Here is a 23,977-nt window from a genome sequence, read left to right on the forward strand (position 1 = left end):
TCAATCCTCATTTCACTGTAACTGTTTCTTCAAATACTCCGGCCTGCTTCTATCACGGAAGGCGCCCTTGCAGATAGGCTTTTATCTCAGCCGCGTCTTCCATGGCAAGGCACTCGGCCAGGGCCTTTTCCGCGTCCGTGGCGCGGACGGACCGGATGAACCGCTTGGCTTCGGGAATGGCCGAGGGCACCATGCTGATCTGGCGGGCCCCCATGCCCACAAAGAGAAAAATGCTCTCCTTGACGGCCGCGGCCTCCCCGCAGATGCACAGGGGTTTCCCTAAATGGTTGCACACCTTGACGATATGGTCCACAGTGGCCACCACCGACGGATGCAGGGCGTTGAAGTGAACGGCCACCTTCTTGTTGTTCCGGTCCACGGCCAGGAGGTATTGCATCAGGTCGTTGGTGCCTACATTCACGTAGTCCACGTACTTCAACAGCCGGTCCAGAATGGGCACGGCAGCCGGGACCTCCACCATGATGCCCAGCTTGATCTCCCGGTCATAGGCGATGCCCGCCCGGTCCAGGTTCTCCTTCTCCTCGGCCACCAGGGTTGCCACCCGCCGGATCTCCTCCACGCTGGTGATCATGGGAAAGAGGATCCGGGTGTTGCCGAAGACCGAGGCCCTGAGAATGGAGCGGATCTGCACCCGGAACACATCCTCCAGGTCCAGACTCAGACGGATGGAGCGCCAGCCCAGGAAGGGGTTGTCCTCCTTGGGATAATCCAGGTAGGAGAGAAACTTGTCCCCGCCCACGTCAAAGGTGCGGATGGTCACCGAGCGCCCCTGGGACTTTTCGATGACCCGCCGGTACAGGGCCACCTGCTCCTCTTCCGAAGGAAAGGAGGTGCGCAGCAAAAAGGGAAACTCCGTGCGGTAGAGCCCGATGAGGTCTGCCCCGTACTGCCTGGCCAGCATCATGTCCGAAAGCAGGCCGATGTTGGCCCCGAGGCCCACGGTGACGCCGTCCACGGTCTGGGCCGGGAGTTCCCGCAGGCCTTCGAGTTTTTTGCGGGCCTTGAGCCCCTCTTCCCGGCGCCGGGCGTACTCGTCCCGGATCTCCTGGGAGGGGTTTGCATACACAATCCCGGAGACCCCGTCAACAATGAGGTAATCCCCGTCCCGCACATGGTCCAGAATCCCCTCCACCCCGATGACGATGGGAATCTCCAGGGACCTTGCAATGATAACCGTGTGGGAGGTGCGCCCCCCCTTGGCCAAGACAATGCCCTTCAGGTGTGGCTGGCGAATGGCCAGAAGGTCCACGGGCGAGATGTCCGAGGCCACGATGATGGTGTCCCTGGCAAAGGCCTGGCCCGCGTCCCCGCCCATGCCCACCAGGTTTGCCAGGACCCGACGTCCGATATCGAGGACATCGGCTGCCCGCTCGCTTAAATACGGGTCCTCCATAGACTTGAACATCTTCACGTACGCCGTGATCACCTTTTTCAAGGCGTATTCCGCGCTGACCTTCTCCTCGATCTTGGCGATGATCTTCTTTTTCAAGGAAGGGTCCGTCAGGAACATAAGGTGGGCGTCGATGATTGCCCTGTCCTGCTCGGAGAGCCTCCGGGCACTTCTCGCCACCTCACGGATCTGGACTTCGGACGCCTCAAAGGCCTGGTCCAGGCGCAGGACCTCGGCCGACGTGTTCCGCACCTTCATGCGATGGACCTGATTAAAATCCATGGTTTCAAAGGTAAAGTGGGCATGGCCCGCGGCCACGCGATCGGACACCGGCTCTCCCCGAAGGTGGGAAAAGGAGTCCTCCTCTTCGGACTCTCCCTCCTCACCCGGCTCCAGGGAGCCGTCGGCCTCTCCCCTCTTCCGCTCTTCCCATAAGATGGTGTAGGCCACGGTGGCAGCCAGCTGCCCCGCGATTTTCTGGAACACCGGGATGTCGTCCGGCCGGATCCCCTCCTCGGCCAGGGTCTGCAGCACAAGGGCCCCCAGGACCTTGCGATGATAGATCAGAGGCACGCCCAGATAGGTCTTGTATTTTTCTTCGCCGCTGCCCTCGTAATACTTGAAGCGGGGGTGGGCCGAAGGGTTCACGATGAACACCGGTGCCATGGTCTCGATGACCATGCCGGTGAGGCCTTCGTCCACATCCATCTCGATGGTCCCAACGGACTCGCGGGTCAGGCCCACCGTGGCCTTGAGGTGCAGGCTGTTGCCGTATGGGTTGTAAGCGTACACCGAACAGACCTCCGTGGCGAATCGCCCGGCGATCATTCCCACGATGCGGTCCAGGGACTGCTCGGGGTTTTCGGAGTCGCTCATGGTCTCAAGGATCTCTTCCAGAATGTCTCGTTTGTCGTCGCGCATAAAATCCCTTTGTACCAAAACGCACAATCTGTCCGGGCAACACCGCGCTCCCATCTGCGGGGGGAGCAGCCCGGATATGTCATGACAAGCCAATCAGGCCAACGCTGCAGAGGGGCATGACCGTGGGGTAGTGTCAACCAATTCAACCGGATTAAACAGGCAAAAGGCAGTTCTCGATTTTTCGCTGAGTTTTCTCATCCGCCGGGCAAGCCGGGGCAGCTGTGCAAAGAAAAGAAGCACCACATTACCACTACAACCCGTCCGCCACAAGGGCACCAAGTCGGGTTAATCAGGAATATTGGGAAGGGTCGTGATCTCGCCCTTGTAATTTCGCAGGGTGTATTCTTTGTCGTTTTTCTCCACGTAACTGTAGTAAGGCATCAGCATGATCTTCCCGATGCTGGTGGCCACCACGTACATGGGCTGGGCCAGCCCGCTGGTGTGTCCCCGGATGGCGTCGCGGATCAGTTCGGCCCCCTTTTCCACCGGTGTGCGGAAATGATCGATGCCCGGGGCGGGTTCGCAGTAGAAGAGGTAGTAGGGACGAATCCGAATGGACAGGAGTTTCTGGTGAAGGGCCTTGAACGTCTCTGTATCGTCATTGATCCCTTTGAGCAACACGGCCTGGTTGCCCACCTGGACGCCGCAGGAGAGCAGATCATACACCGCACGTGCCGTCTGCTCCGTGATCTCCCCGGGATGGTTGCACTGGGTGTTGATCCAGATGGGCACCCGGTGGTACCCGGAGAGCACCTCTTTTAAGCCCGGCGTAATGCGGTGCGGAAGCACGATGGGGGTGCGGGTGCCGAAGCGAATCATTTCCACATGAGGAATCTCCCGCAGCTTTTCCACAAGCCAGGCGAGCTTGTCATCGGAGAGCACAAAGGGATCGCCCCCCGTCACCAGAACATCCCGGATCTCCCCATGGTCCCTGATCCACTGCAACCCCTCCTCAATGTCAAAGCGAAACCGAACCTCGCGCACCACCACCAGCTCCTTGCGAAAACAGTGGCGGCAGTACATCGCGCACATATCGGTCACCAGAAAGGCGATACGGTCATGGTATTGTCGGGCGATGCAGTCGGGGCGGGTTTCGCTGGTTAGCCGGTTCTCTTTCCATGCCAGGTAATTTTCCACCCCGTAGCGGTTCTCCTTTTCCAGCACGGACGGAATGATCTGGCGACGAATGGGGCACCCGGGGTCCTCCGGGTCCATGAGAGAGGCAAAATAGGGGGTGGTACCCCACCGGACATTCTCTTTTTCAGCCTCTTCTATTCCTTTTTTCTCCCCGGGAGACACCGTGACATACGCCTGGAGCTTTTCCAGTGTGTTGACACTCTCCTCAAGCTGGGTCACCCACGCTTCCTTCTGATATCCCATGTCACCTCCCTTCCCTGCGGTGAAGAGCAAGTAAAACAAGGTTCAATATCATTGATTATACATGAAACCCGATGCAAAGCCATGAAGCTCTCGCGATAAAAGCGTCCTGCCGTAAGGAAAGGGTAACAGTACCTCAAACCATGGCCCGGCGCACTGTTCAGAAATGGTGGGCCCGGGCATCGCGCAGCCTTTGCCATATCGGATAATCATCGAATACCATTGAACAATCCCTGCCACCATAGTATACATAAACATCATGCACGGGGCTCACCGGCAGCCCCTTTCGCCCGTAAGCGAACCGTTTCCCGGGGCCACCGACCTCTCCTCTTCCTGCCATAAGACCTCCCCCTTGCCCCCTGCGAAACAACGCGTCCCGGCATTTTTGCCTTTCGGCTCATCACGCCTTTTCCCTCCGAACCCTTGTTTTAAGGAACTCGCCATGAGCGCCCGAACCGACGTCCTTGAGTTAAAAAACCGAATGTCCCAGTCTATCCTGGGGCAGGAGACCATCGTGGAGCGCCTTCTCCTGGGGCTCCTTGCAAACGGCAACCTCCTTGTGGAAGGGTTGCCCGGCCTTGCCAAAACCCGAGCCGTCAAGGCCCTGGCCACCAACCTGGACGCCGGGATGAACCGCATCCAGTTCGTGCCGGACCTGCTTCCCTCGGACGTAACGGGAACCGAGGTCTACCACACGGTCCAGGGCCAGGGAGAGTTTCAGTTTCAGGCTGGCCCCATCTTCAACAACATCATCCTGGCCGATGAGATCAACCGGGCCCCGGCAAAAGTCCAGGCCGCCCTTCTGGAGGCCATGGAAGAACGCCAGGTCACGGTGGCCGGTACCACCCACGAACTGCCGGAGCTTTTCATGGTCATGGCCACCCAGAACCCCATCGAGCAGGAAGGCACCTACCCCCTGCCCGAGGCCCAGATGGACCGGTTCCTCATGCATGTCTCCATCACGTACCCGGATGAAGCAACGGAGATGGACATCGTAAGGCTGGTGAGGCGCGAAGCAGGCGCCACCAACGGCAACAGCGCCCCGGCGGCCCCCATCCCCCAGCAGGTGATCTTCGATGCCCGGAAAGAGATCGACGCCGTCCACACGGCCGAGGCCGTGGAGACCTACATCGTGGACCTCATCTCCGCCACCCGGAACCCGGAGCGATACGACGGTGACCTGGAAAAGTGGATTCAGGTGGGGGCCAGCCCCCGAGGCTCCATCGGCCTGGATAAATGTTCCCGCGCCCACGCCTGGCTCGCGGGCAACGACCACGTCACCCCCGAGGACGTCCGCGCCGTGCTCCACGACGTCCTTCGCCATCGCATCATGCTGAGCTATGAAGCCAACGCGGACGGAATCACCGCCGATGAGGTAATCTCCGAGCTGGCAAAAACCGTGGCCGTGGCGTGAAAAGGAAGCCCACCATGAACCGACCCGATACACACCCCGGCGTCTACGCACGCCTGAGCGACCTGATCCGCCTGAAGCACAAGGCCCAGGGGTTCAGCTTTCTGCCCAGGCAACCGGTGCACAGCCTGCTCACGGGCAGGCACGCCTCACGCCTGCGGGGACGGGGTCTGGATTTCGAGGAGATCCGGGGCTACCTGCCGGGGGACGACATCCGCAGCATCGACTGGAAGGTGACCGCCCGCACCCGGAAACCCCACACCCGGGTCTACTCCGAAGAGCGGGAACGCCCCGTTCTGCTGGTGGTGGACCAGCGATTGAGCATGTTCTTCGGCACCCGGGTCAACATGAAATCGGTCACCGCCGCCGAAACTGCGGCCCTTGCAGCCTGGCGGGTCATCAGCTCCGGTGACCGGGTGGGCGCGGTGATCTTCAACGACGAGGAAGTCCGGCACATCCGCCCCCATCGAAGCGCCAGAACCGTCATGGAGATCCTCAACCGCATCATCGAATTCAACCACGCCCTCACGGTGGACAGCCGCATCACCCCGAGCCCCGACGCCCTGGACCGAGCCCTGGAAAAAACAGCCCACTTGGCCCGCACCGACACCCTCATCTGCATCATCAGCGATTTTTCAGGGATCACAGAGGACACCTGCCGACACATCAAGCTCATGGGCCGCCACAACGACATCATCCTCGGCATGATCCACGACCCCACGGCAACGGATGCGGTGAACGCCGGGACCATCGTCATCAGCGACGGCATGCGCCAGGCGTCCCTGGACAGCAGTGACGAGGACAAACGCAACCTCGTGCGGGAGGTGTTCAATGAACGGCTCCACCTCCTCACCGAAGAGTTAACCCGATACGGGGTCCCGGTGCTGCCCATCCACACGGCAACAGGGGCGGCCGAGCAGATCCGCGATTCCCTGGGAGCCCGATGAGCCCAACCCGAACAGGGTGAGGAAAACCAGATGACAGACCCCACAAGCCTGGACAACCTCCACGATATCATCCCCTTTTCGCCCCAACCCCTCTGGCCCCCGGCCCCGGGCTGGTACGTCATTGCCTGGATCCTTGCGGCGGCCACCGCCTGGCTCCTGATCACGTCAGCCCTCAGGTGGAAACGCAACAGGTACCGGCGGGAGGCCCTGGCCGAGCTGGCCCTGATAAATCGAGGCAGCCCCCCCACAGGGGACGAGCTTGCCCCCTTACCGGCCCTGGTTAAGCGCACGGCCCTGGCCGCCTACGGCAGACAAACCGTGGCCGCCCTCACCGGCGAGCCCTGGCTGGCGTTTCTCGACACAAGCCTCTCCACCACGGCCTTTACCCAGGGAACAGGGCGCCTTCTGATCCGCATCCCATACCAGCCAAAGGCCCCCCTTGACCCGGCCGAGGCAAAGAACCTGATTCACCTGGTCGAAATCTGGATAAAAAAACATGAAACGTAACGGTTCAGATCTTAAGAAGCTGCCTTCTATGGTTAAAGGGACCGACAAAAAGCGTGCCTCCGGCGGCGAGGTGAGCCACCTCGAAAGCTTATTGCCCTTGCGCTTTGTCCCTCGTTCCTCGGGCCAAAGCGCAAGGGGCTTCGGCTCGGGCTTCGCCCGACATAAATGCTGATGGTTTATACTTTATAGCTCTCAAGCTTCGACGTCACAGGATACATTGTCGTTACTTGCTCATTGTTAATTTAACCGCACTGCCTCCGGCGGCCATGGAATGATCCCCTGGCCCCTAGGTTGCGGATGCTTTCCCCCTCATTTCTCGGAGGAAAACATCCACGAAGATGTCCAAAAACCCATCTCAGATCTGTTTATCTAACGTTTCAAACGTTTGGCCCCCGGCAGGGTCGCCGGAGGCATAAACTGTGTGATTGCGATCATGTAAAGGACAGCCCCATGCTCCAGTTCCACACCCCCATCCTCTTTGCCCTGCTGCCCCTGCCCCTTCTGCTGAAACGCTTTCTGCCGGCATACAGCCAGCGGGAGCAGGGCATCAGGATTCCGTTTTTTGATGAGCTCGTTAAGAAAACCGGGCTCACGGCCTCGTCCGGGGCCGTGGTCCACGGGATGCCCCTCATCCACACCATCCTGGTCTTTGGTGCGTGGATCCTTTTGGTCACGGCCCTGGCACGGCCCCAGTGGGTAGAGGAGGCCGTCACCAAAACTGTTCCCTCCAGGGACCTGCTCCTTGCCGTGGACCTTTCCGGCTCCATGGAGACCACGGATTTCAAAAACAGGGAGGGCAAGGTGGTGGACCGGCTGACCGCCGTCAAGGAGGTGCTCCACGAGTTCCTCGAAGAGCGCGAAGGGGATCGAGTGGGGCTTATCTTTTTTGGGTCCGCAGCCTTTATCCAGGCCCCCTTCACCGAAGACCTGGAGACCTGCCGAATCCTTCTGGACGAAGCCCAGGTCCGCATGGCCGGGCCCCAGACCATGCTGGGGGACGCCATCGGCCTTGCCATCACCCAGTTTGAGCGCAGCGACATGAAAGAGAGGGTGCTCATCATCCTCACCGACGGCAACGATACGGGCAGCCTGGTGCCCCCGGACAAAGCCGCGGACATCGCCAAGGACAACGGGGTGACCATCCACACCGTTGCCGTGGGCGACCCACGGGCGGCCGGTGAGGAGAAATTAGACGAAGCAACCTTAAAGGCCGTTGCTGCAACCACCGGGGGCGCGTTTTTCCATGCCGACGACCGCGACGGGCTCTCGGACGTCTACAAACGCCTGGATGAGATGAGCACCCGGGACCTGGAGACCATCAGCCACCGCCCCAGGACCGACCTCTTTCACTGGCCCCTGGGCGTGCTGCTGGTGGTGAGTTTCCTCTACCACGGCATGTCAGCCCTTCTCTCCAGAACGACCAGAGCCACGCGCCATTCCCGGGAATCAAAGACGGAGGCGGCACACACATGACGCAGATCATCCATTTTCTCAGGCCCCTGTGGCTCCTCGCCCTTGTCCCGGCCCTTTGCCTTGCCATCCTGATCCTCAGACGGCACCACGGCAAAACTCCTTACGAAGGCGTCATCGCACCGCACCTCCTTGCCCATCTCCTGACCGGGCAGGACAAAGCCAACCGACTGCGCCCAGCCGGGCTCCTCATCCTCTTCTGGTGCCTTGCCGTCACCGCCCTGGCCGGGCCCTCCTGGAAAAAAGCACCCTCCCCCTTTACCGAGGACACCTCGGCCCTGGTCATCGCCGTGAAGGTCACGCCTTCCATGACCGCCGAAGACATCCGGCCCTCGCGCCTTACCCGGGCGTCCCACAAAATAAGGGACCTTTTGGCCTTAAGGCCGGGCGCACGCACGGCCCTGGTGGCCTATGCCGGAAGCGCCCACCTGGTCATGCCCCTGACCCGGGACGCCACCATCATCACCACCTTTGCAGGGGAGCTCTCCCCGGAGATCATGCCGGAAGAGGGAGACCAGGCAGCCGCAGCCCTGGCCCTTGCTACAGAACAACTTGAAAAGAACAACCAGCCCGGCTCCATCCTCCTCATGGCTGACAGTGTGGACCCAGGCCAGCTCAAGGCCCTTGAAGCCCATGCCGCCGAACACCGGTTCCCGGTGCATATCCTTGCCGTTGCCGCAGACAAAGGGGTCCCGGTTCCCCCGGACAGCCCCCCTGCCCCGCCCCTGGAGGCAAAAAGGATGAAACAGGCCGCTGACGCCGTGGACGCGACCCTTACCATCATCAGCCCGGACGATCGGGACATCAAGGCACTGAACCGCCGCATCGAAAGCACCCCCGTGGACGCGGGGCCCCCGGAGGAAGGCGAGCACTGGCAGGACAGCGGCTACGCCCTGGTGCCCATTTTAACCCTGCTCAGCCTCATGTGGTTCAGGCCGGGATGGCGCGTGAGGTGGCGATAAACGGAAAAACCCAAGGAACCCATGTCATGACACCAGGAAAAAAAGCCGCAATCGCCGTTTCCGCCGTCACCGTCATCCTCGCCATAATGGCCCTGCGCGAGACCGGTGGCTCCCTGGGCGGGCTCTTTCTCACCCCGGACCAGCAGGGCCGCCTGCTCATGTCCCGGGGAGACTACGCCACAGCCGCCGAGCGCTTCTTTGATCCCATGGGCCGGGGCCAGGCATACTATCGCAACGGCCAGTTCAAGGAGGCCGCCGCCGCCTTCGGTCAGGTCCCTTCGGAAGAGGGCCTCTTCAATCGGGGAAACGCTCTTCTGATGGCCGGAAAATACGACGCGGCCATTGCAAGTTACGATGGTGCCCTCTTGGCCCGAACAGGCTGGAAAGAGGCTGAAGAAAATAAAAACCTTGCCATCGCCCGGCGGGACAACATGGCGCCCCCCGAAGGAGACCAGGGAGGCATCGGCGGAGACCAGCTTGGGGCGGACGAGATCGTGTTCAGCGACCGCGTGGAAAAATCCGGCGGAGGCCGGGAAGAGACCGTGGAAGGCAGCGCCCAAATGTCGGACAAAGAGCTGAGGGCCATGTGGCTCAGGCGGGTACAGACGCGGCCCGCTGACTTTTTGCGAGCCAAGTTTTCCTATCAGAACAGCATGGAAGGATCTTAAAAACAAAACGCCTGGAGTGCCGCACTCCAGTGCGGCAAACGCATCGGTCTACGAAAAAAGCCGCACAGGAGTGCGGCGCTCCGAATATGATGCCACGTGAGAGAAAACAGATGAAAAGCCATGCCCGTTTTGGTCAACGTAGGCTGAGATAAAAACCTCCGACGGTAAAGGAATCCAAAGCCTCTGGAGCGCCGCACGCCAGTGAGGCAAACGCATCGGTTTACGAAAAAAGCCGCACAGGGGTGCGGCGCTCCGAATATGATGCCACGTGAGAGAAAACAGATGAAAAACCATGCCCGTTTTTATCAACGCAGGCTGAGGTAAAAACCTCCGACGGTAAAGGAATCCAAAGCGTCTGGAGCGCCGCACTCCAGTGCGGCAAACGTATCGGCTCACGAAAAAAGCCGCACAAGAGTGCGGCGCTCCATAAGAGGCGCCCCATGTCTAAAACCCATAAAAATGAACCCATCATGCCCACAGCCACCCTAAACACACCCCAGATGATTCCACCAAGACTCCGCCTCCGGCGTTTTTGCCTGCTGCTCTTAGGGGTGGCCCTTCTCCTGCCGCTCCGTGTCGGCGCTGAAGCGCTGTCAGAAAAAATCCGAGTCTCCCTTGCCCCGGAGGGCGAGGTCAAGGTGGGGCAGAGGGTGACCCTCTCCATCGAGCTCATGACCACAGCCCGGTTTTCCGGGTCCCCCGGGTTTGACATACCCGACATCCCCGGGGTTATCGCGCTGAAGCTTAACACCTTCGGCATCAACAGCACGGAAACCGCTGACGGCGTCACCTACAGTGTCCAGGGCCATGAGTTCGCCCTGTTTGCCCAGCGGCCGGGCAAGCGGGTCATTGAACCCTTTGACGTGCGCTTTTATCCCACCGGTCCCGGGGCAGCCCCACCCCGGGAGGTCACGCTGAAGACCGAGCCCCTTACCCTGGATGCCGTCATGCCCCCGGGGGCCGAAGATCTTTCCGCACTCATCTGCACGGAGGCCTTCGACCTCACCGAAGCGTGGGACCCGCCCCCGGAAGAGGCCCGGGTGGGGGATGCCTTTACCCGCCGCATCACCATGCGGGCCGATGACGTTCCGGGCATGGCCTTCCCGCCCCTTGAGGTTCCCGACATCCGCTCCGTGGGAATCTACCCCAAAGACCCCCTGGTCAACGACAAGACAGACCGTGGCGACTTCACCGGAGAGCGAACCGAGACCATTACCTATGTATGTGAAGCCAAAGGGACCGTCACCTTCCCGGAAGTGACGATCCACTGGTGGGACCTCAAGAACGACAGCCTCCAGGTGGAAACCCTTCCGGCCGTGACCCTCAAGGTGAAGGCCAACCCCAACCTCCTGACGGGAACCGATGCCCCCCTGCCCCTGTCGTCCTGGAACCGGGCCGTGCCGTGGATCCTTTTTTCTGGCATCGTCCTCGCGCTGTGCGTGGTGGCGGCGGTAAAATACCGGGCCACATTGGGCGAACGTTTCATTGCATGGCGACAGGCCGAAAAATGCGCGGAAAAAACCTGCTTCAAGGCAATCAAAACAGCTTGCCGGGTCAAAGACCCTGCAGCCACCTACGCGGCCCTGCTCGCGTGGATAGATGCCCTCCCCAACGGCCCGGGCTCCCTTACCCCTGCCCTCATCAGCGACATCACCCGAAACCCGCCCCTTGCCGAACAGGCGGACCGCCTGCAACGGCAATTGTTCCAATCCCCCGGCAGCCAGGGAGCGCCCTGGGATGCCGCCGCCTTTTTCAAGGCCCTTTGCACATCCCGTCGCCCCCTTCTCAAAAAGGAAAAAACAAAAGCCTCTAAAAACGGATTACCCGGGCTGAACCCGTCCTGACCGAGGCGCAACCGGTTTCCCCACCCATGCCTGCCTGCCGGGCCATCCACTATTCATCTTGATTTTATGGAAAAACATTGTAGTATTCCAGAAGCTAAGTTCTGCCGAAGCCACAGGCTTCATTCATCACCCCCTGCTGCCTCCAGAGTCCCGCGCAGACATCGTGTTCCTGATCCTCCCGGCCCCTACGTAAAGCAAACATACCCATATCGACACCGACACCGGAACCGCCATGGACGAGGCCCACACCGTATTTACCCGACTGCGACGCTCCATTTCCCATCCCCCCGTGCGCCCGGGAACCGAGCACAAAAGGGGCTGGGCAGGCTATGAAAACCTGGTGCTGCATATCCACCCCAGACGGGTCCCCTTAGCAGCCCTGCGTTTTACCCTCACCTGGGGGTTGGGGGGCATGTGTGCGGTGCTCTTTTCCCTTCTGGCCGCAAGCGGGATGCTGCTCCTCTTTGTCTACGAGCCCTTTCCCGATAAAGCCTACCAATCTATCCTGACCCTGCAAAACGAAATTCCCTTCGGGCAGCTGGTCCGGAACATCCACTACGTCAGCGCCAATTTACTTATCTTCGCCGCTTTCCTGCACATGCTGCGGGTCTTTTATACCGGGGCCTTTCACACGGTGCGCCAGTTCAACTGGGTCATCGGTGTGTGCCTCTTTACCGGGATCCTTCTCTCCAACTTCACCGGGTACCTCCTGCCCTGGGACCAGTTGTCCTACTGGGCCGTCACCATCTCCACGGGCATGACCGAGTACATCCCCCTTGCCGGAGGCTGGATCCGGGCCACCCTCCAGGGAAGTGAGGGCACCGGCTCCCACACCCTCATGATCTTTTTTACCCTCCACACCACGGTCCTGCCCGGGAGCATGGTCATCCTCATGGCCTGGCACTTCTGGCGCATCCGAAAGGCCGGAGGCGTGGTGCTCCCGCCCGATCCCTCCGACAATCAGCGGCCGACCATGGTGGATACCCTGCCGAACCTCGCGGTAAGGGAAGGGGTGGTGGCCCTGGTTCTCGTGGCCGTTGTCATGGCAATCTCGGTGGCGTTCAACGCCCCGTTGGGGGAGATGGCCAACCCCGGACTCAGCCCCAACCCTGCCAAAGCCCCCTGGTACTTCATGGGGTTCCAGGAGCTGCTCCTGCATCTCCACCCCACCTTTGCGGTATGCATCATCCCCGCGGCCCTGTTGCTCCTCTGCCTGGGCCTGCCCTATCGCAGATACGACACCCCCTCGGGGGGCGTCTGGTTTTTCTCTGCCGAGGGAAAAAAAGCGGGAATCACCGCCGCCCTCACCGCAGGGGTCGTGGTGCCTGCCACCGTGATGCTGAGCGAATACGCCCCCGGCCTTTCCGAATGGTTTCCGGGCCTGCCCCCCGTGGTCACCGAGGGCATCCTGCCCACGGCATCAGCCTGCGTTGCCCTGGCCGTGTTCACCCGGATCATCAAACGGCGCTTCGCCACCACGAACAACGAAACAACCCTGGCCCTTTTTACCCTGGCTGTTGTCTCATTTGCCCTTCTCACCCTCACCGGTGTCTGGTTCAGGGGAGAAGGCATGGGGCTTGTCCAGCCCTTTGCTCACTGACCATCGGAGAAAAACAGATTCCATGACCACGCAGACCACCCACACCGAAGACCAGCAGCCCACACCGCCCCGGCGGAGTTTCCTCAAAACCGTCTGGGCTTTTCTCGGGCTCATGGCCGCCGGCGAATTTCTCTGGATTGCCTCCGGGTTTCTCAGGCCCGGCAAAAAAACCTCAGAGGCCGCCCCGTCGGACATGCTCATTGTGGCCGGAAAGCTGGAGGATTTTCCCATGGGATCGGTCACCGCCTTTGTGCGGGGCCGGTTCTACCTTTCCCGACTGGAAGACGGCGGCGTCCTTGCCATCTCCCGCAAGTGCACCCACCTGGGCTGCACCGTGCCCTGGGACGATGAGGAGAAAAAGTTCATCTGCCCCTGCCATGCCTCGGCCTTTGACAGGAAAGGAAGCGTCATCAGCCCACCGGCGCCGCGGCCTCTGGATATTTACCCCGTGACCATCGAAAACGGCGTGATCACCGTGGACACAAGCAGAACCATCCGCCGCAACGTTCTGGACCCTTCGCAAATCGCCTATGCCTGAGCAGAAACCACCGGACAAGGCCATGCCCTCTGACCTCACCCAAAATCGACCTGAGCACCGACGCTGGATCCAGGCAGGTGTCATCGCTACCCTGGTCATTGTCCTGGCCATTCCGCTGTATGTCCTGAAGGCAGATTACCTGCGCCGAACCCGTCCGGCATCGGCCCCCGCCGACCCTACCTTTGTGGGCAGGCAAGCCTGCATCGGCTGCCACAAGCCCGAGTACGACAAGTGGCGCAACTCCCACCACGACCTGGCCATGGACACGGCCACCGAGGCCACGGTTCTCGGGGACTTCAATGACGCCGTGTTCACCCAAAACGGAATCACCACCCGGTTTTACAAGGACAACGGCGCCTTTTACGTCAACACCCTGGGGCCGGACGGACAAAACGACAATTTTCAAATCACTCACACCTTTGGTGTCTTTCCCCTCCAGCAGTACCTGGTGCCTTTTCCCGGGGGCCGGTACCAGTGCCTCACCATCGCCTGGGACGTGGAGAAAAAAAAGTGGTACGCCCTTCCCAACCACACAGACGACCCCGAGGACTGGCTCCACTGGACCAACGCGGCCCAGAACTGGAACGGCATGTGCGCAGAATGCCACTCCACCCATCTCCGCAAGGGCTATGACCACCGCACCGACACCTTCAACACCACCTGGACCGAGATCGATGTGAGCTGCGAGGCGTGCCACGGGCCGGGCTCCGCCCATGTGGCCTGGGCTGAAAAGCCCGAGATGGGCCGGGAAAAAACGGAAAACTACCATTTACTGGTGGACACCCGGGACATCACCCCCGAGGCCCAACTCGCCATCTGTGCCCGCTGCCACTCACGGCGTGCCTCCTTTGCGGATTTTGACCACCGGGACGACGACATCATGGACTGCGTCATCCCCTCCCTTCTCAACGAAGGGCTCTACCACCCCGACGGGCAGATTTTAGATGAAGTCTATGTCTACGGCTCTTTTACCCAGAGCAAGATGTACCAGAGGGAGGTCATGTGCAGCGACTGCCACGACGTCCACAGCCTGGACCGAAAGCTCGATGGCAATGACCTGTGCCTCCAGTGCCACCGAAAGGATATCTACGACACGGCCGACCACCACTTCCACAAAGCCGTGAACAAAGGAAAACCAAGCAAAGGTGATGACTGCATCAGCTGTCACATGCCCGAAAGCCCTTACATGGGCATCGACATGCGAGCCGACCACAGCATCCGGATCCCCAGGCCCGACCTGAGCCTTGCCCTTCAGACCCCCAACGCCTGCAACGCCGCAGGCTGCCACGGAGACAAAACAGTTCAGTGGTCCGCCAACTGGACCCAGACATGGTACGGATTAAGGAAACGGGCCCATTACGGCACCACCTTTGCCGAGGCACGGAAAGGCAACCCAAAGGCAAAAAAGGAGCTGATCCGGCTCTCTCAGGATCAACTAAGACCGCCGGTGGTAAGGGCCACAGCCCTCTCCCTGCTGCAACGCTACATGGATGATGAGGTCATGGGCGTGCTGGAGGAGTCCCTGTCGGACAGCGAAGCCCTGATCCGCCACACCGGCATCGCGACTTTGAACCTCACCGGGCATGAAAAAACCACCCGGCTCATCACCCCGCTGCTTTACGACCCGGTAAAAGCCGTACGCATCCAGGCGGCTCTGTGCCTGGCCCCCGTCCACAGGGAGCAGCTCGACACCAACCAGAAAATCGTCTTCAACACCGCCATCGACGAATACCGCGAAGCCATGGAATATGCGTCTGATTTCGCATCAGGCCGTTTCAACCTGGCCATCATGCACGATGCCCTGGGCGACACGGACCAGGCCATTGCCCAGTACCGCGAAGCCATCCGCATCGACGACCAGTTCTTCCCGGCCAAAAACAACCTGGCCATGCTCTACAACCGCATAGGCAACAACCAGAGGGCCGTTGCGCTCTTCCGGGACATCCTGAAAACCCACCCAGAGCGCTACCACATGGCATACTCCCTGGGGCTTTTGCTGGCCGAAGAGAAGCAATACGCCGAGGCCGCAACCTGGCTCCGACAGGCGGCAGAGGGGCTGCCGGAGCGATCCCGCGTCCATTACAACCTGGGGCTGCTCCTCCAGCACCTGGGGGAAAACGCGGAAGCCGAAGCCTCCCTGCTCCGGGCCCTCGCCCTGGAACCGGACCATGCCGATTACCTCCTGGCCCTGGCCGACCACCTGATCAAAAATCAGCGGTACGATGACGCCGTTCTGGTGGCCCGTGCCATGGTCCAAAAGCATCCGTCCAACCGAACCGGATACGACCTCCTCAATTACCTCCGGCATGTGTCTGCCGAGCCTTCCTCCCCCGGGGCAGCGGAATAAGGCATCAGCCCCTGCGGAAGCAAAAAAAACAGTTCATCACCATATGTTGGTTTACCGTTGATAAACCAAATAAAAAAAGATATTATTTTAAAAACTTACCTCACTCCTTCTTCTCAAGAGCAATCCCCAGCAACAACCAAATCGTCTTTTTGCCGATGATGACCCTTTCGTGGAAAATCGTCGAGTCGACCCCTAACCAAGGAGCAGATTATGAAAACTGGCAAATTGATGGTCGCGGTCATCGCCGCATCCGTTGCGATGGTCCTCGCTGTGAGCCCTGCCTCGGCCGCTAAAAAGCCGAACATCCTCGTCATCATGGCCGACGATGTGGGCGTCCACAATGTCAGCGCATACAGCAAGGGCCTTGTGGGCTTTATGACCCCCAACCTCGACCGCCTGGCCAACGAAGGCATGATGTTCACCGACTACTATGCAGAGCAGAGCTGCACCGCCGGACGCTCCGCCTTTATTACAGGCCAGAGCCCGGTTCGCACGGGGCTCAGCAAGGTGGGCCTTCCCGGTGCAGACCTGGGAATCCAGCCCGAAGACCCCACCCTGGCAGAGCTTCTGAAGCCCCACGGCTACATGACCGGCCAGTTCGGTAAAAACCACCTGGGCGACAAGGACGAGTTCCTGCCCACGGCCCACGGCTTCGACGAGTTCTTCGGCAACCTCTACCACCTCAACGCTGAAGAGGAGCCTGAGCACGAGGACTACCCGAAGAACCCCGATTTCCGTAAAAAGTTCGGCCCAAGGGGCGTCATCAAATCCACGGCCGACGGCAAGATCGAGGACACAGGCCCCCTGACCCGCAAACGCATGGAGACCGTGGACGAAGAATTCTTAGCCTCCACCAAGGACTTCATCGAGCGGGCCAAAAAAGCAGACAAGCCCTTCTTTGCCTGGTTCAACCCCAGCCGCATGCACTTTTACACCCACCTGAAAAAAGAGAGCCAGGGCGTCACGGGCCTGGGCGTCTACGCCGACGGCATGGTGGAACACGACAAGATGGTGGGCGACCTCCTGGATTTCCTCAAAGCCCAGGGCCTGGAGGAGAACACCATCGTGGTCTACACCACGGACAACGGCCCCCATTACAACGAATGGCCTGACGGCGGCATCTCCCCCTTCCGCGGCGAGAAGAACACCAACTGGGAAGGCGGATACCGGGTTCCGGCCATGGTGCGCTGGCCCGGCAAGGTTCCCCCCGGCACCGTCTCCAACGAGATCATGTCCATGCTGGACTGGGTCCCCACCCTCATGGCAGCCGTGGGTGACGAGAAGGTCTCGGAAAAACTCCTCAAAGGCCACAAAGCCGCTGGCAAAAAGTTCAAGGTTCACTTAGACGGCTTCAACTTCCTGCCCCACATCACCGGCAAGGAGAAAGAAGGCCCCCGAAAGAGCTTCTTCTACTTTAACGACGACGCCCAGCTTGTGGGCCTGCGCTATGACCAATGGAAGATCGTCTTTGCCGAGCAGCGGGCGAAAAAGATCGACGTGTGGCAAGAGCCCTTTGTCTGGCTTCGCGCTCCCAAGATCTTCAACCTCAGAAGCGACCCCTACGAGCGTGCCGACACCGACTCCAACAACTACGGCCGCTGGTACGTGGAGCACGTGTTCCTCCTCACCCCGGCCCAGCATGTGGTGGGCAAGTTCATCGCAACCCTGAAGGACTACCCGCCACGCCAGAAGCCCGCCAAATTCAATGTGGACTCCGTGATGGAGACCCTCTATAAAGGCGGCTCCCACTAAGGACTGAACTGGCTACCCAACGACAAAAGCCCCTGTCGCAAGCGACAGGGGCTTTTTTTATGTAGCGCCGGGTAAACGGCTTGGCTCACGCGGGTTTTTGGAGCAGCAGAAGCTCCTGGACCTCCGTCAGGACAATGGGCCGGGCGTCAAGGTCCACATCGGGCTGTTCCGCCATCTGTTTTGCCAGTACCGGGTCAAAGGCCATGTCGAAATACCCGAAAGCCCACCCATAAAATTCCTCCGGGCTCTCGAAAACCCACCGGCTTTCAAATGTCTCACTGCGGCGTACCACCCAGTCACTTTCATCGATGGCCCGGCGCACCGCCGCCTTTTCCCGGTCTTCGTTGTGGAGCAGTGCAAACACCTGCCCCATGCCTTCATCATTTAAGGGCTCCAGCACCAGCAGGCTCCCACGGTCTCGGAGCACCCGCCACGCCTCGGCAAGGGCTTTGCTGCAATCCCGATGGTGATGAAGTGACAGGCTGAAGAGGATGATGTCAAAGGAGGCGTCGGCAAATGCCAAGGCCTCGCCGGACCCGACGGCAACCTCCGCCCCCGAGACCGTCCCCTTTGCCTTCGCCGCCCTCTCCTCATCCGGGTCAATGGCTGTAAGGGAAGAGGTCTCCCTTGCCAGCCATTCGGTCAACCGGCCGTCCCCGCACCCGATTTCCAGAATGTCCCGATGCGCCAGGTCAACAAAGGCCTTGATCTGATCGCGTGTTTTTTCCTCGCTGTTCTGCTCCATGGCCTTCCCGGCTCCTCTGCCCAGGATATGTCACAATGGCAACTCACCGGCTTAATCCTGCCGTTTTGTCATGAAATATCCGGTCTACGCCGACAGACGGACCACGGCCTGGTTGAGGCTGTCTGCCATGTCCAGGACCTCTTTGGCGCTGTCCATGACCTTGCGGCTGTTCTCCAGGTTGCCCCGGGTCTGGGTGGCGGCCTCTTCGATGCGCCCCAGGATGGTTTCACTGGCCTGGTTGCTCTCTGCGGCCTTGGCGGTGATATCGCCCATACCGTCGTTCATCTCCCCTACGTTGACATCGATCTCACGGGTGGAGGCTGACTGCTCTTCGATGGCTGCGGCCACGCCGTTGACGATGGTGCTGATGTTTCCAATCACCTCGGAGATGGCCGTGATTTGCTTTGTGGAGTCGGCAGTGGCGTCCTGAATCCCTTTGACCTGGCCGCGAATGCCGCTGGTGGCCTCGGCGGTCTGATGGGCAAGGGCCTTGATTTCGTTGGCAACAACAGCAAACCCCTTGCCCGCCTCACCGGCACGGGCCGCCTCAATGGTGGCGTTAAGGGCCAAGAGATTTGTCTGCTCGGAGATTTCGGTGATTACCTCGGTGATCTTGCCGATCTCCCGGGCCGCTTCGTCCAGGCGCTTGATCTCCCGGGAGGCCTCTTCGGAGCGGTGGACGCCCTGGGTAGAGATCTCCATGGCCCGGGCAGACTGACCAGCGATCTCCGTTACGGCACGTGCCATCTCTTCCATGGAGGCCGAGGTGAGCTCCATGTTGTGGGAAGCCTGCTCCACAGCCGCTGAAATGGCAGCGGTGTTCTCGCGCATGGACGAGGCGTCCGACGTTACCCCGCCGATCTGGGTGGCTGTCTCTTCCGAGGCCCCCACCATCTCTTCGGAGATATCCCGAAGCCCCTCGGAGGTACCTGTGAGCTCCGACGCTTTTTCCCTCAGTTCGTTGATCAGCATGGTGATGTCTGCGGCCCGCTCATCAAGCAATACAGAGTTTTCAATGTTCAGGCGGTACGAGGCGTTGGTCTTCTTGCCCACTCCCATCATCCCCAGGATATAGGTCAGGAACACGACACCGATGGCCCACTCACCGTTGAAAGCGGTCCACACGATAACGGGCACCAGCAGGCAGGCCACGTAAGCCACCAGAAGCCTCAGCGCTGGTGCCAGGGAGATAACACACCCCCCCACCAGGCCGCAGGTCATCACCATGGCATAGGTACTGTAGGCTGAGGTGGTCCCGTACAAATGAATGACCAGCATGCACACGCCCCCCCACACAAGGCCGGACACGAGGGTCGACACCAGAAAGAAACGATTCCAGAACAGAGGATTCTCGTTGTAGGAGGTTGCCGCCTTTCGGGCCGCCGCCAGTCTCAGCAGACTCAAAGCGACGATGACAGTGCCGAACATAACGGTGATAAGCGTATGTTCCCTGACCATGGGCGTCACGGCCAGGAGTATGCAGAACACCACGAAAAAAGCCACCACCGAAGGGCCGGAAAATGCGTAGAGATCCTGATACTTCTTCGCATTGACCTGTTCCTTGCGTTCCCGATCCATCTCTTCCACAGACATACATCCCCTCCCTTTTACTGACTTATCTGCACGGCAGCCACCAAAGCCCACCGTATTTACTTACCTTCAAGGGGAACCCGATCAAAACGCTCAAGACCCCCGTCAAAAGCCATTATCACCATTTGTGATATATCTGCTATTCATACTCTTAGAGGGAATAGTTAAACCGTTTTTCAGCAAATATCAACATACCTCTTTTCAAAAGAGAAGCAATCCCGGGTCCAAATACGCGGATTCAATTAGTTTGTATGCATACAATATTTTTTCATGACCTCACACGGCTTCCCAACTCTATATAAATCGAAGTAACACCCATCATATTTACCATCACGCCGCAATATATTACTTCGTACATCAACCATATTGACAAAGGTAACCATCTTCCGATAGCCTTTTGCCTGGGAAGCGGCGTGATTGCCCCATGCCCCGGGTGCAGCGCCCCACCCGGAAAGGCGGCCTCCCGATATTTCATAAAAAAACGGCCAGACCAAAGCACGAAGATTGTTATTGCAGCTCTGATGCCTTGAATGATTTGGGTGCAACCCGTGAAATATCCGGGCTAACAGCCGACGACAACCCCTGACATGCAAGGAGACCCCATGCCGGATTCCGTGTACAGAAAACTCCAGGAACACTTGAACCAACTTCCCATGGGATTTCCCCCCACGGAAAGTGGTGTGGATATCGCCCTGTTAAAAAAGATGTACGAACCCGAAGAGGCCGAGCTGACACTGAGCCTCACCCCGGCCCCCCAACGGGCGGATCAGGTGGCCGAAAAAACCGGCACCGACGCCGAGGCCTGCAAGGCAAAGCTGGACCGCATGGGAAAAAGGGGCCTTCTTATCACCACCACCGTCAACGGTGAGCGCCACTACGTGCTGGCTCCGTACATCGTGGGCACCTACGAGTACCAGATCAACCGGCTGGACAGGGAGTACACCGACCTGCACAACCAGTACATGATGGAGGCCATGGGCCTGGAGGTCTTTGGCGGCAAGACCTCCCTCTTCCGCATCGTCCCCGTGGAAAAGAGCGTGGAATCCGTTCAGGAGATCCTCCCCCACGACGTGGTAAAGACAAAAATCCTGGAGGCGGACCGCATCGCCCTCACCGACTGCCTCTGCCGCCTGAAATCCAAAGCCGAGGGCCGTGGCTGCGACCACCCCGTCCGCACCTGCCTCTCCCTGAACCGATGCGCGGATTTTTTCATCGAAAACGACCTCCGGGCAGAAGAGATCAGCAAAGAAGAGGCCCTGGCCATCATGGACATGGCCGATCGCGAGGGCCTGGTCACCCAGACCCAGAACTCTGCAGGGGACCTGGACTACATCTGCAACTGCTGCAAATGCAGCTGCGGCATCATGGCCACCGTGGTGCACCTTGGGCTCCACAACCAGCTCACCAAGGCCTCCTACATCAACACCCCGGACACCGAGGCCTGCACCGGCTGCGGCACCTGCCTGGACCGCTGCATGTTCAAGGCCATCCGCATCATCGACGGCAAGGCCTCCATCCACCCCAACAAGTGCATGGGCTGCGGTCTCTGCACCACCACCTGCCCCGAAGGCGCCGCAAAACTTACCAAACGGACCCCGGAGCAGATGCCCGATGTCCCGGAAAGCGTCCAGGCCATGTACGACCGCATCCAGGCTGAAAAGGGCCGCCCAGAGGCCTTCCACTCCTTTACGGAAATCCAGGATAAAGGCGGGGTGTTCTGATCGAATTTCTCACCCTTGGGACGAGCCGAGTGCACCCCGTCTTCTGCGTTATCAGAGCCTTTGTAAAACCACGACTTCTTCAGCTCTGATGCTTTGAATATTAGGTGCACTCGGCTCGTGAATTCCGTCCGGGCCAAGGCACGCACCATTCCCCTTCTATTTCAGAGCCGTTGATCGATACAGCCCCCCTTTTCGCCCCCCCCATGCATTCCGTGCCAGCGACAGATCACCACAACACACAAGACAAACTTTAAAGAAACAACCACTTAGCCCTAACCAGACACGACAACGGAAAAATATCTCGCCCATTTAGTTGACACCATCAACCTAAGGGCTTATAGTTGATCATAACAACGAAATAGCCCACGTAGTGGTGGGCTGATATTTTAAAAGCATGTAAAATCATGACTCCGAGTCCGCCGCAGGCGACCGGCGCCCCAAATCAGGGCAAAAAATTTTATTCTATTAGTTGACAATATCAATCAAAAGGATGGATTTACCATGAACTCCCTGTCTAAGACCCTTGGGTACTTCGCGTTCATCACCGCCGAACTGACGGTCCTGTTCCTTGGCATCAGTACCATCGTGGCCCTGGTCCTCATGTACATACCCCATGAAAAGCTCCGGTCCTGGCTCTCCCGACGGGGCGTGGTGGGCAATGTCATCGCAGCCATGGTGGGCTCCCTCACCCCGTTTTGCGCCTGCTCCACCATTCCCATGACCCTGGGCATGCTCAACGCGGGGGCGCCCTTCGGGCCGGTGATGTCCTTTGTCATCGCCTCGCCCCTGCTCAACCCCATTATCCTGGCCATGGTGGCGGCCATGATGGGTCTTAAGGCCAGCATCATCTACTTTACCGTCACCTTTGCCGCATCCGTGGTGTTCGGGGTGATCCTGGAGAAAACCGGCGGAGCCGCCCACGTCCGGCACGTTCGCCTGAAAAACGGCATGGCCTCCGGCGGCCAGCAGGTGCCCGCCACCTTTGGGGGCAAGCTGAAGGCATCGTTTCTTTCGGCATGGTCCGATTTCCGCGGAGTGCTGGTCTACCTCCTCGTGGGGGTGGGCATCGGGGCCGCCATTTACGGCTACCTTCCCCAGGAGTTCGTGGCCCGGCTGGCAGGACCTGAGAACCCCTTTGCCATTCCCGTGGCCGCGGTCATCGGCATCCCGCTGTACATCCGTGCAGAGACCGCCATTCCCATCGGCCTTGCCCTCTCCCAGAAGGGCATGAGCATGGGGGCCGTCATCGCCCTGATCATCGGCGGAGCCGGCATGGCCATACCGGAGATGAGCATGCTGGCAAGCATCTTCCGCAAGCGGCTGGTGGCCTCCGTGGTGGCGGTCATCTTTGCCACGGCGGTCATCGGCGGGTACGTGTTCAACCTGATGCCCGCTTAACCCTTATCTTTCAGCAAGAAAACGCACCAAAAACGTTTCAACACAAAAGGAGATACCCCATGAGCAACGAGAAAAAAAACGGATTGTTCGGAAAACTCTTTGGCAAAAACAAATCTGAGAGCTGCTGCACCATGGAACTCGAAGAGATCTCGGAAACCGAGTCTTCACAGTCAAAGGAGACGCCGGAAACCCGGCCTGAAACCAAAGAGAAGAAAAACTCCTGCTGCGGATGCTGCTGACCCATCCCGTGCAGATCAATCACATGAACCCCGAACGCTCCCGGCCATGCCGCCGGGAGCCAACCCTCTGACATCCATTTGTCGTGGATGGAATCAGGACCCTGAGCATGAATCAATTAGACCACACCCTCAAGGCCATGGACCTTCATTTTTTTGCAACCGAAAGGCACGGCATCTCCCTTGCGGCAGCAGCCGACTGCCTTGCCGACAAAGAGCAGTGCGTCTTTCTCGACGTCCGTACCGACGAGGAGACACCCTACGCCCGATTCGGGGACGCAATCCACATCCCCTTAGAGCAGCTGCCCGACCGCCTGGACGACGTGCCGCGGGACAAAGCCGTTGTGGTCTTCTGCACCTCGGTGGTGCGAGCCAGCATGGCCGCGTTTTACCTGAAGGCCGAAGGCTTTGCTTCTGCCCGGACCCTGCTGGCAAACTCCGAAGAGATGATGAAACTGTTTTCTCCGGCTGAAATCCATCGGCGAAAAGACGCCACCCCATCAAACCGTTCATTCTGAACCATACACTTGAG

Annotated in this window: 19 protein-coding genes; 15 read left to right on the forward strand and 4 right to left on the reverse strand. The window is 59.6% G+C overall.

Annotated elements, in window-relative coordinates; translation table 11 throughout:
* Nucleotides 1-52 precede the first annotated feature (52 nt).
* Together ptsP and ACOYW0_RS01660 are read right to left on the reverse strand one after the other, a co-directional pair.
* Nucleotides 53-2,332 carry a phosphoenolpyruvate--protein phosphotransferase gene (gene ptsP / locus ACOYW0_RS01655; RefSeq protein WP_482416852.1) on the reverse strand — a complete coding sequence of 760 codons (2,280 nt, stop codon included), beginning with the start codon at nucleotides 2,330-2,332 and terminating at the stop codon, nucleotides 53-55.
* A 285-nt stretch (nucleotides 2,333-2,617) separates the two neighbouring features.
* Nucleotides 2,618-3,712, reverse strand: a complete 1,095-nt coding sequence (locus tag ACOYW0_RS01660) for a KamA family radical SAM protein (protein ID WP_482416853.1) — start codon at nucleotides 3,710-3,712, stop codon at nucleotides 2,618-2,620.
* A 439-nt stretch (nucleotides 3,713-4,151) separates the two neighbouring features.
* On the opposite strand from ACOYW0_RS01660, the gene ACOYW0_RS01665 reads away from it, so the two are divergent.
* From ACOYW0_RS01665 to ACOYW0_RS01715, 11 genes are all read left to right on the forward strand, one after another.
* Nucleotides 4,152-5,123 (forward strand): AAA family ATPase, encoded by a 972-nt coding sequence (locus ACOYW0_RS01665; RefSeq protein ID WP_482416854.1) that lies wholly within the window; start codon nucleotides 4,152-4,154, stop codon nucleotides 5,121-5,123.
* 14 nt (nucleotides 5,124-5,137) lie between these two features.
* On the forward strand, nucleotides 5,138-6,067 hold the full coding sequence (locus tag ACOYW0_RS01670) for a DUF58 domain-containing protein (RefSeq protein WP_482416855.1): 930 nt from the start codon (nucleotides 5,138-5,140) through the stop codon (nucleotides 6,065-6,067).
* Nucleotides 6,068-6,097: 30 nt separating this feature from the next.
* Nucleotides 6,098-6,574 (forward strand): DUF4381 domain-containing protein, encoded by a 477-nt coding sequence (locus ACOYW0_RS01675; RefSeq protein WP_482416856.1) that lies wholly within the window; start codon nucleotides 6,098-6,100, stop codon nucleotides 6,572-6,574.
* Between the two features lie 450 nt (nucleotides 6,575-7,024).
* The gene (locus ACOYW0_RS01680) at nucleotides 7,025-8,047 is read left to right on the forward strand and encodes a VWA domain-containing protein (RefSeq protein WP_482416857.1); all 1,023 of its coding nucleotides are present in this window, start codon (nucleotides 7,025-7,027) and stop codon (nucleotides 8,045-8,047) included.
* Nucleotides 8,044-9,006 carry a VWA domain-containing protein gene (locus ACOYW0_RS01685; RefSeq protein ID WP_482416858.1) on the forward strand — a complete coding sequence of 321 codons (963 nt, stop codon included), beginning with the start codon at nucleotides 8,044-8,046 and terminating at the stop codon, nucleotides 9,004-9,006. Before ACOYW0_RS01680 ends, ACOYW0_RS01685 begins: the two co-directional genes overlap by 4 nt.
* 26 nt (nucleotides 9,007-9,032) lie before the next feature.
* Nucleotides 9,033-9,674 (forward strand): hypothetical protein, encoded by a 642-nt coding sequence (locus ACOYW0_RS01690; protein ID WP_482416859.1) that lies wholly within the window; start codon nucleotides 9,033-9,035, stop codon nucleotides 9,672-9,674.
* Between the two features lie 440 nt (nucleotides 9,675-10,114).
* Nucleotides 10,115-11,518 carry a BatD family protein gene (locus ACOYW0_RS01695; RefSeq protein WP_482416860.1) on the forward strand — a complete coding sequence of 468 codons (1,404 nt, stop codon included), beginning with the start codon at nucleotides 10,115-10,117 and terminating at the stop codon, nucleotides 11,516-11,518.
* Nucleotides 11,519-11,750: 232 nt separating this feature from the next.
* Nucleotides 11,751-13,118, forward strand: a complete 1,368-nt coding sequence (locus ACOYW0_RS01700) for a cytochrome b N-terminal domain-containing protein (protein ID WP_482416861.1) — start codon at nucleotides 11,751-11,753, stop codon at nucleotides 13,116-13,118.
* 22 nt (nucleotides 13,119-13,140) lie between these two features.
* On the forward strand, nucleotides 13,141-13,656 hold the full coding sequence (locus ACOYW0_RS01705; protein ID WP_482416862.1) for a QcrA and Rieske domain-containing protein: 516 nt from the start codon (nucleotides 13,141-13,143) through the stop codon (nucleotides 13,654-13,656).
* 22 nt (nucleotides 13,657-13,678) lie between these two features.
* Nucleotides 13,679-16,003 carry a tetratricopeptide repeat protein gene (locus ACOYW0_RS01710; RefSeq protein ID WP_482416863.1) on the forward strand — a complete coding sequence of 775 codons (2,325 nt, stop codon included), beginning with the start codon at nucleotides 13,679-13,681 and terminating at the stop codon, nucleotides 16,001-16,003.
* Between the two features lie 210 nt (nucleotides 16,004-16,213).
* Nucleotides 16,214-17,755 (forward strand): arylsulfatase, encoded by a 1,542-nt coding sequence (locus tag ACOYW0_RS01715; RefSeq protein ID WP_482416864.1) that lies wholly within the window; start codon nucleotides 16,214-16,216, stop codon nucleotides 17,753-17,755.
* 85 nt (nucleotides 17,756-17,840) lie between these two features.
* On the opposite strand, the gene ACOYW0_RS01720 is transcribed toward ACOYW0_RS01715, so the two are convergent.
* Together ACOYW0_RS01720 and ACOYW0_RS01725 are read right to left on the reverse strand one after the other, a co-directional pair.
* On the reverse strand, nucleotides 17,841-18,500 hold the full coding sequence (locus tag ACOYW0_RS01720) for a class I SAM-dependent methyltransferase (RefSeq protein WP_482416865.1): 660 nt from the start codon (nucleotides 18,498-18,500) through the stop codon (nucleotides 17,841-17,843).
* 84 nt (nucleotides 18,501-18,584) lie between these two features.
* A complete protein-coding gene (locus ACOYW0_RS01725; RefSeq protein WP_482416866.1) occupies nucleotides 18,585-20,093 on the reverse strand; it encodes a methyl-accepting chemotaxis protein in 1,509 nt (502 codons plus the stop codon).
* A 599-nt stretch (nucleotides 20,094-20,692) separates the two neighbouring features.
* Between ACOYW0_RS01725 and ACOYW0_RS01730 the strand changes: the two genes are divergently transcribed.
* The 4 genes from ACOYW0_RS01730 to ACOYW0_RS01745 all read left to right on the forward strand — a co-directional run bounded on the left by ACOYW0_RS01730 (nucleotide 20,693) and on the right by ACOYW0_RS01745 (nucleotide 23,963).
* Complete coding sequence (locus tag ACOYW0_RS01730; RefSeq protein WP_482416867.1) at nucleotides 20,693-21,811, forward strand: ATP-binding protein; 1,119 nt, start codon at nucleotides 20,693-20,695, stop codon at nucleotides 21,809-21,811.
* Between the two features lie 501 nt (nucleotides 21,812-22,312).
* Complete coding sequence (locus tag ACOYW0_RS01735; protein WP_180147392.1) at nucleotides 22,313-23,209, forward strand: permease; 897 nt, start codon at nucleotides 22,313-22,315, stop codon at nucleotides 23,207-23,209.
* A gap of 59 nt (nucleotides 23,210-23,268) precedes the next feature.
* Nucleotides 23,269-23,448: a hypothetical protein gene (locus tag ACOYW0_RS01740; RefSeq protein ID WP_180147390.1), complete on the forward strand. Its 180-nt coding sequence runs from the start codon at nucleotides 23,269-23,271 to the stop codon at nucleotides 23,446-23,448.
* A 107-nt stretch (nucleotides 23,449-23,555) separates the two neighbouring features.
* Nucleotides 23,556-23,963, forward strand: coding sequence for a rhodanese-like domain-containing protein (locus tag ACOYW0_RS01745; protein ID WP_482416868.1), 408 nt, complete (start codon nucleotides 23,556-23,558; stop codon nucleotides 23,961-23,963).
* The last annotated feature ends 14 nt before the right edge of the window (nucleotides 23,964-23,977 follow it).

The sequence above is a fragment of the Desulfoluna sp. HI9BLuna genome (assembly GCF_056829775.1).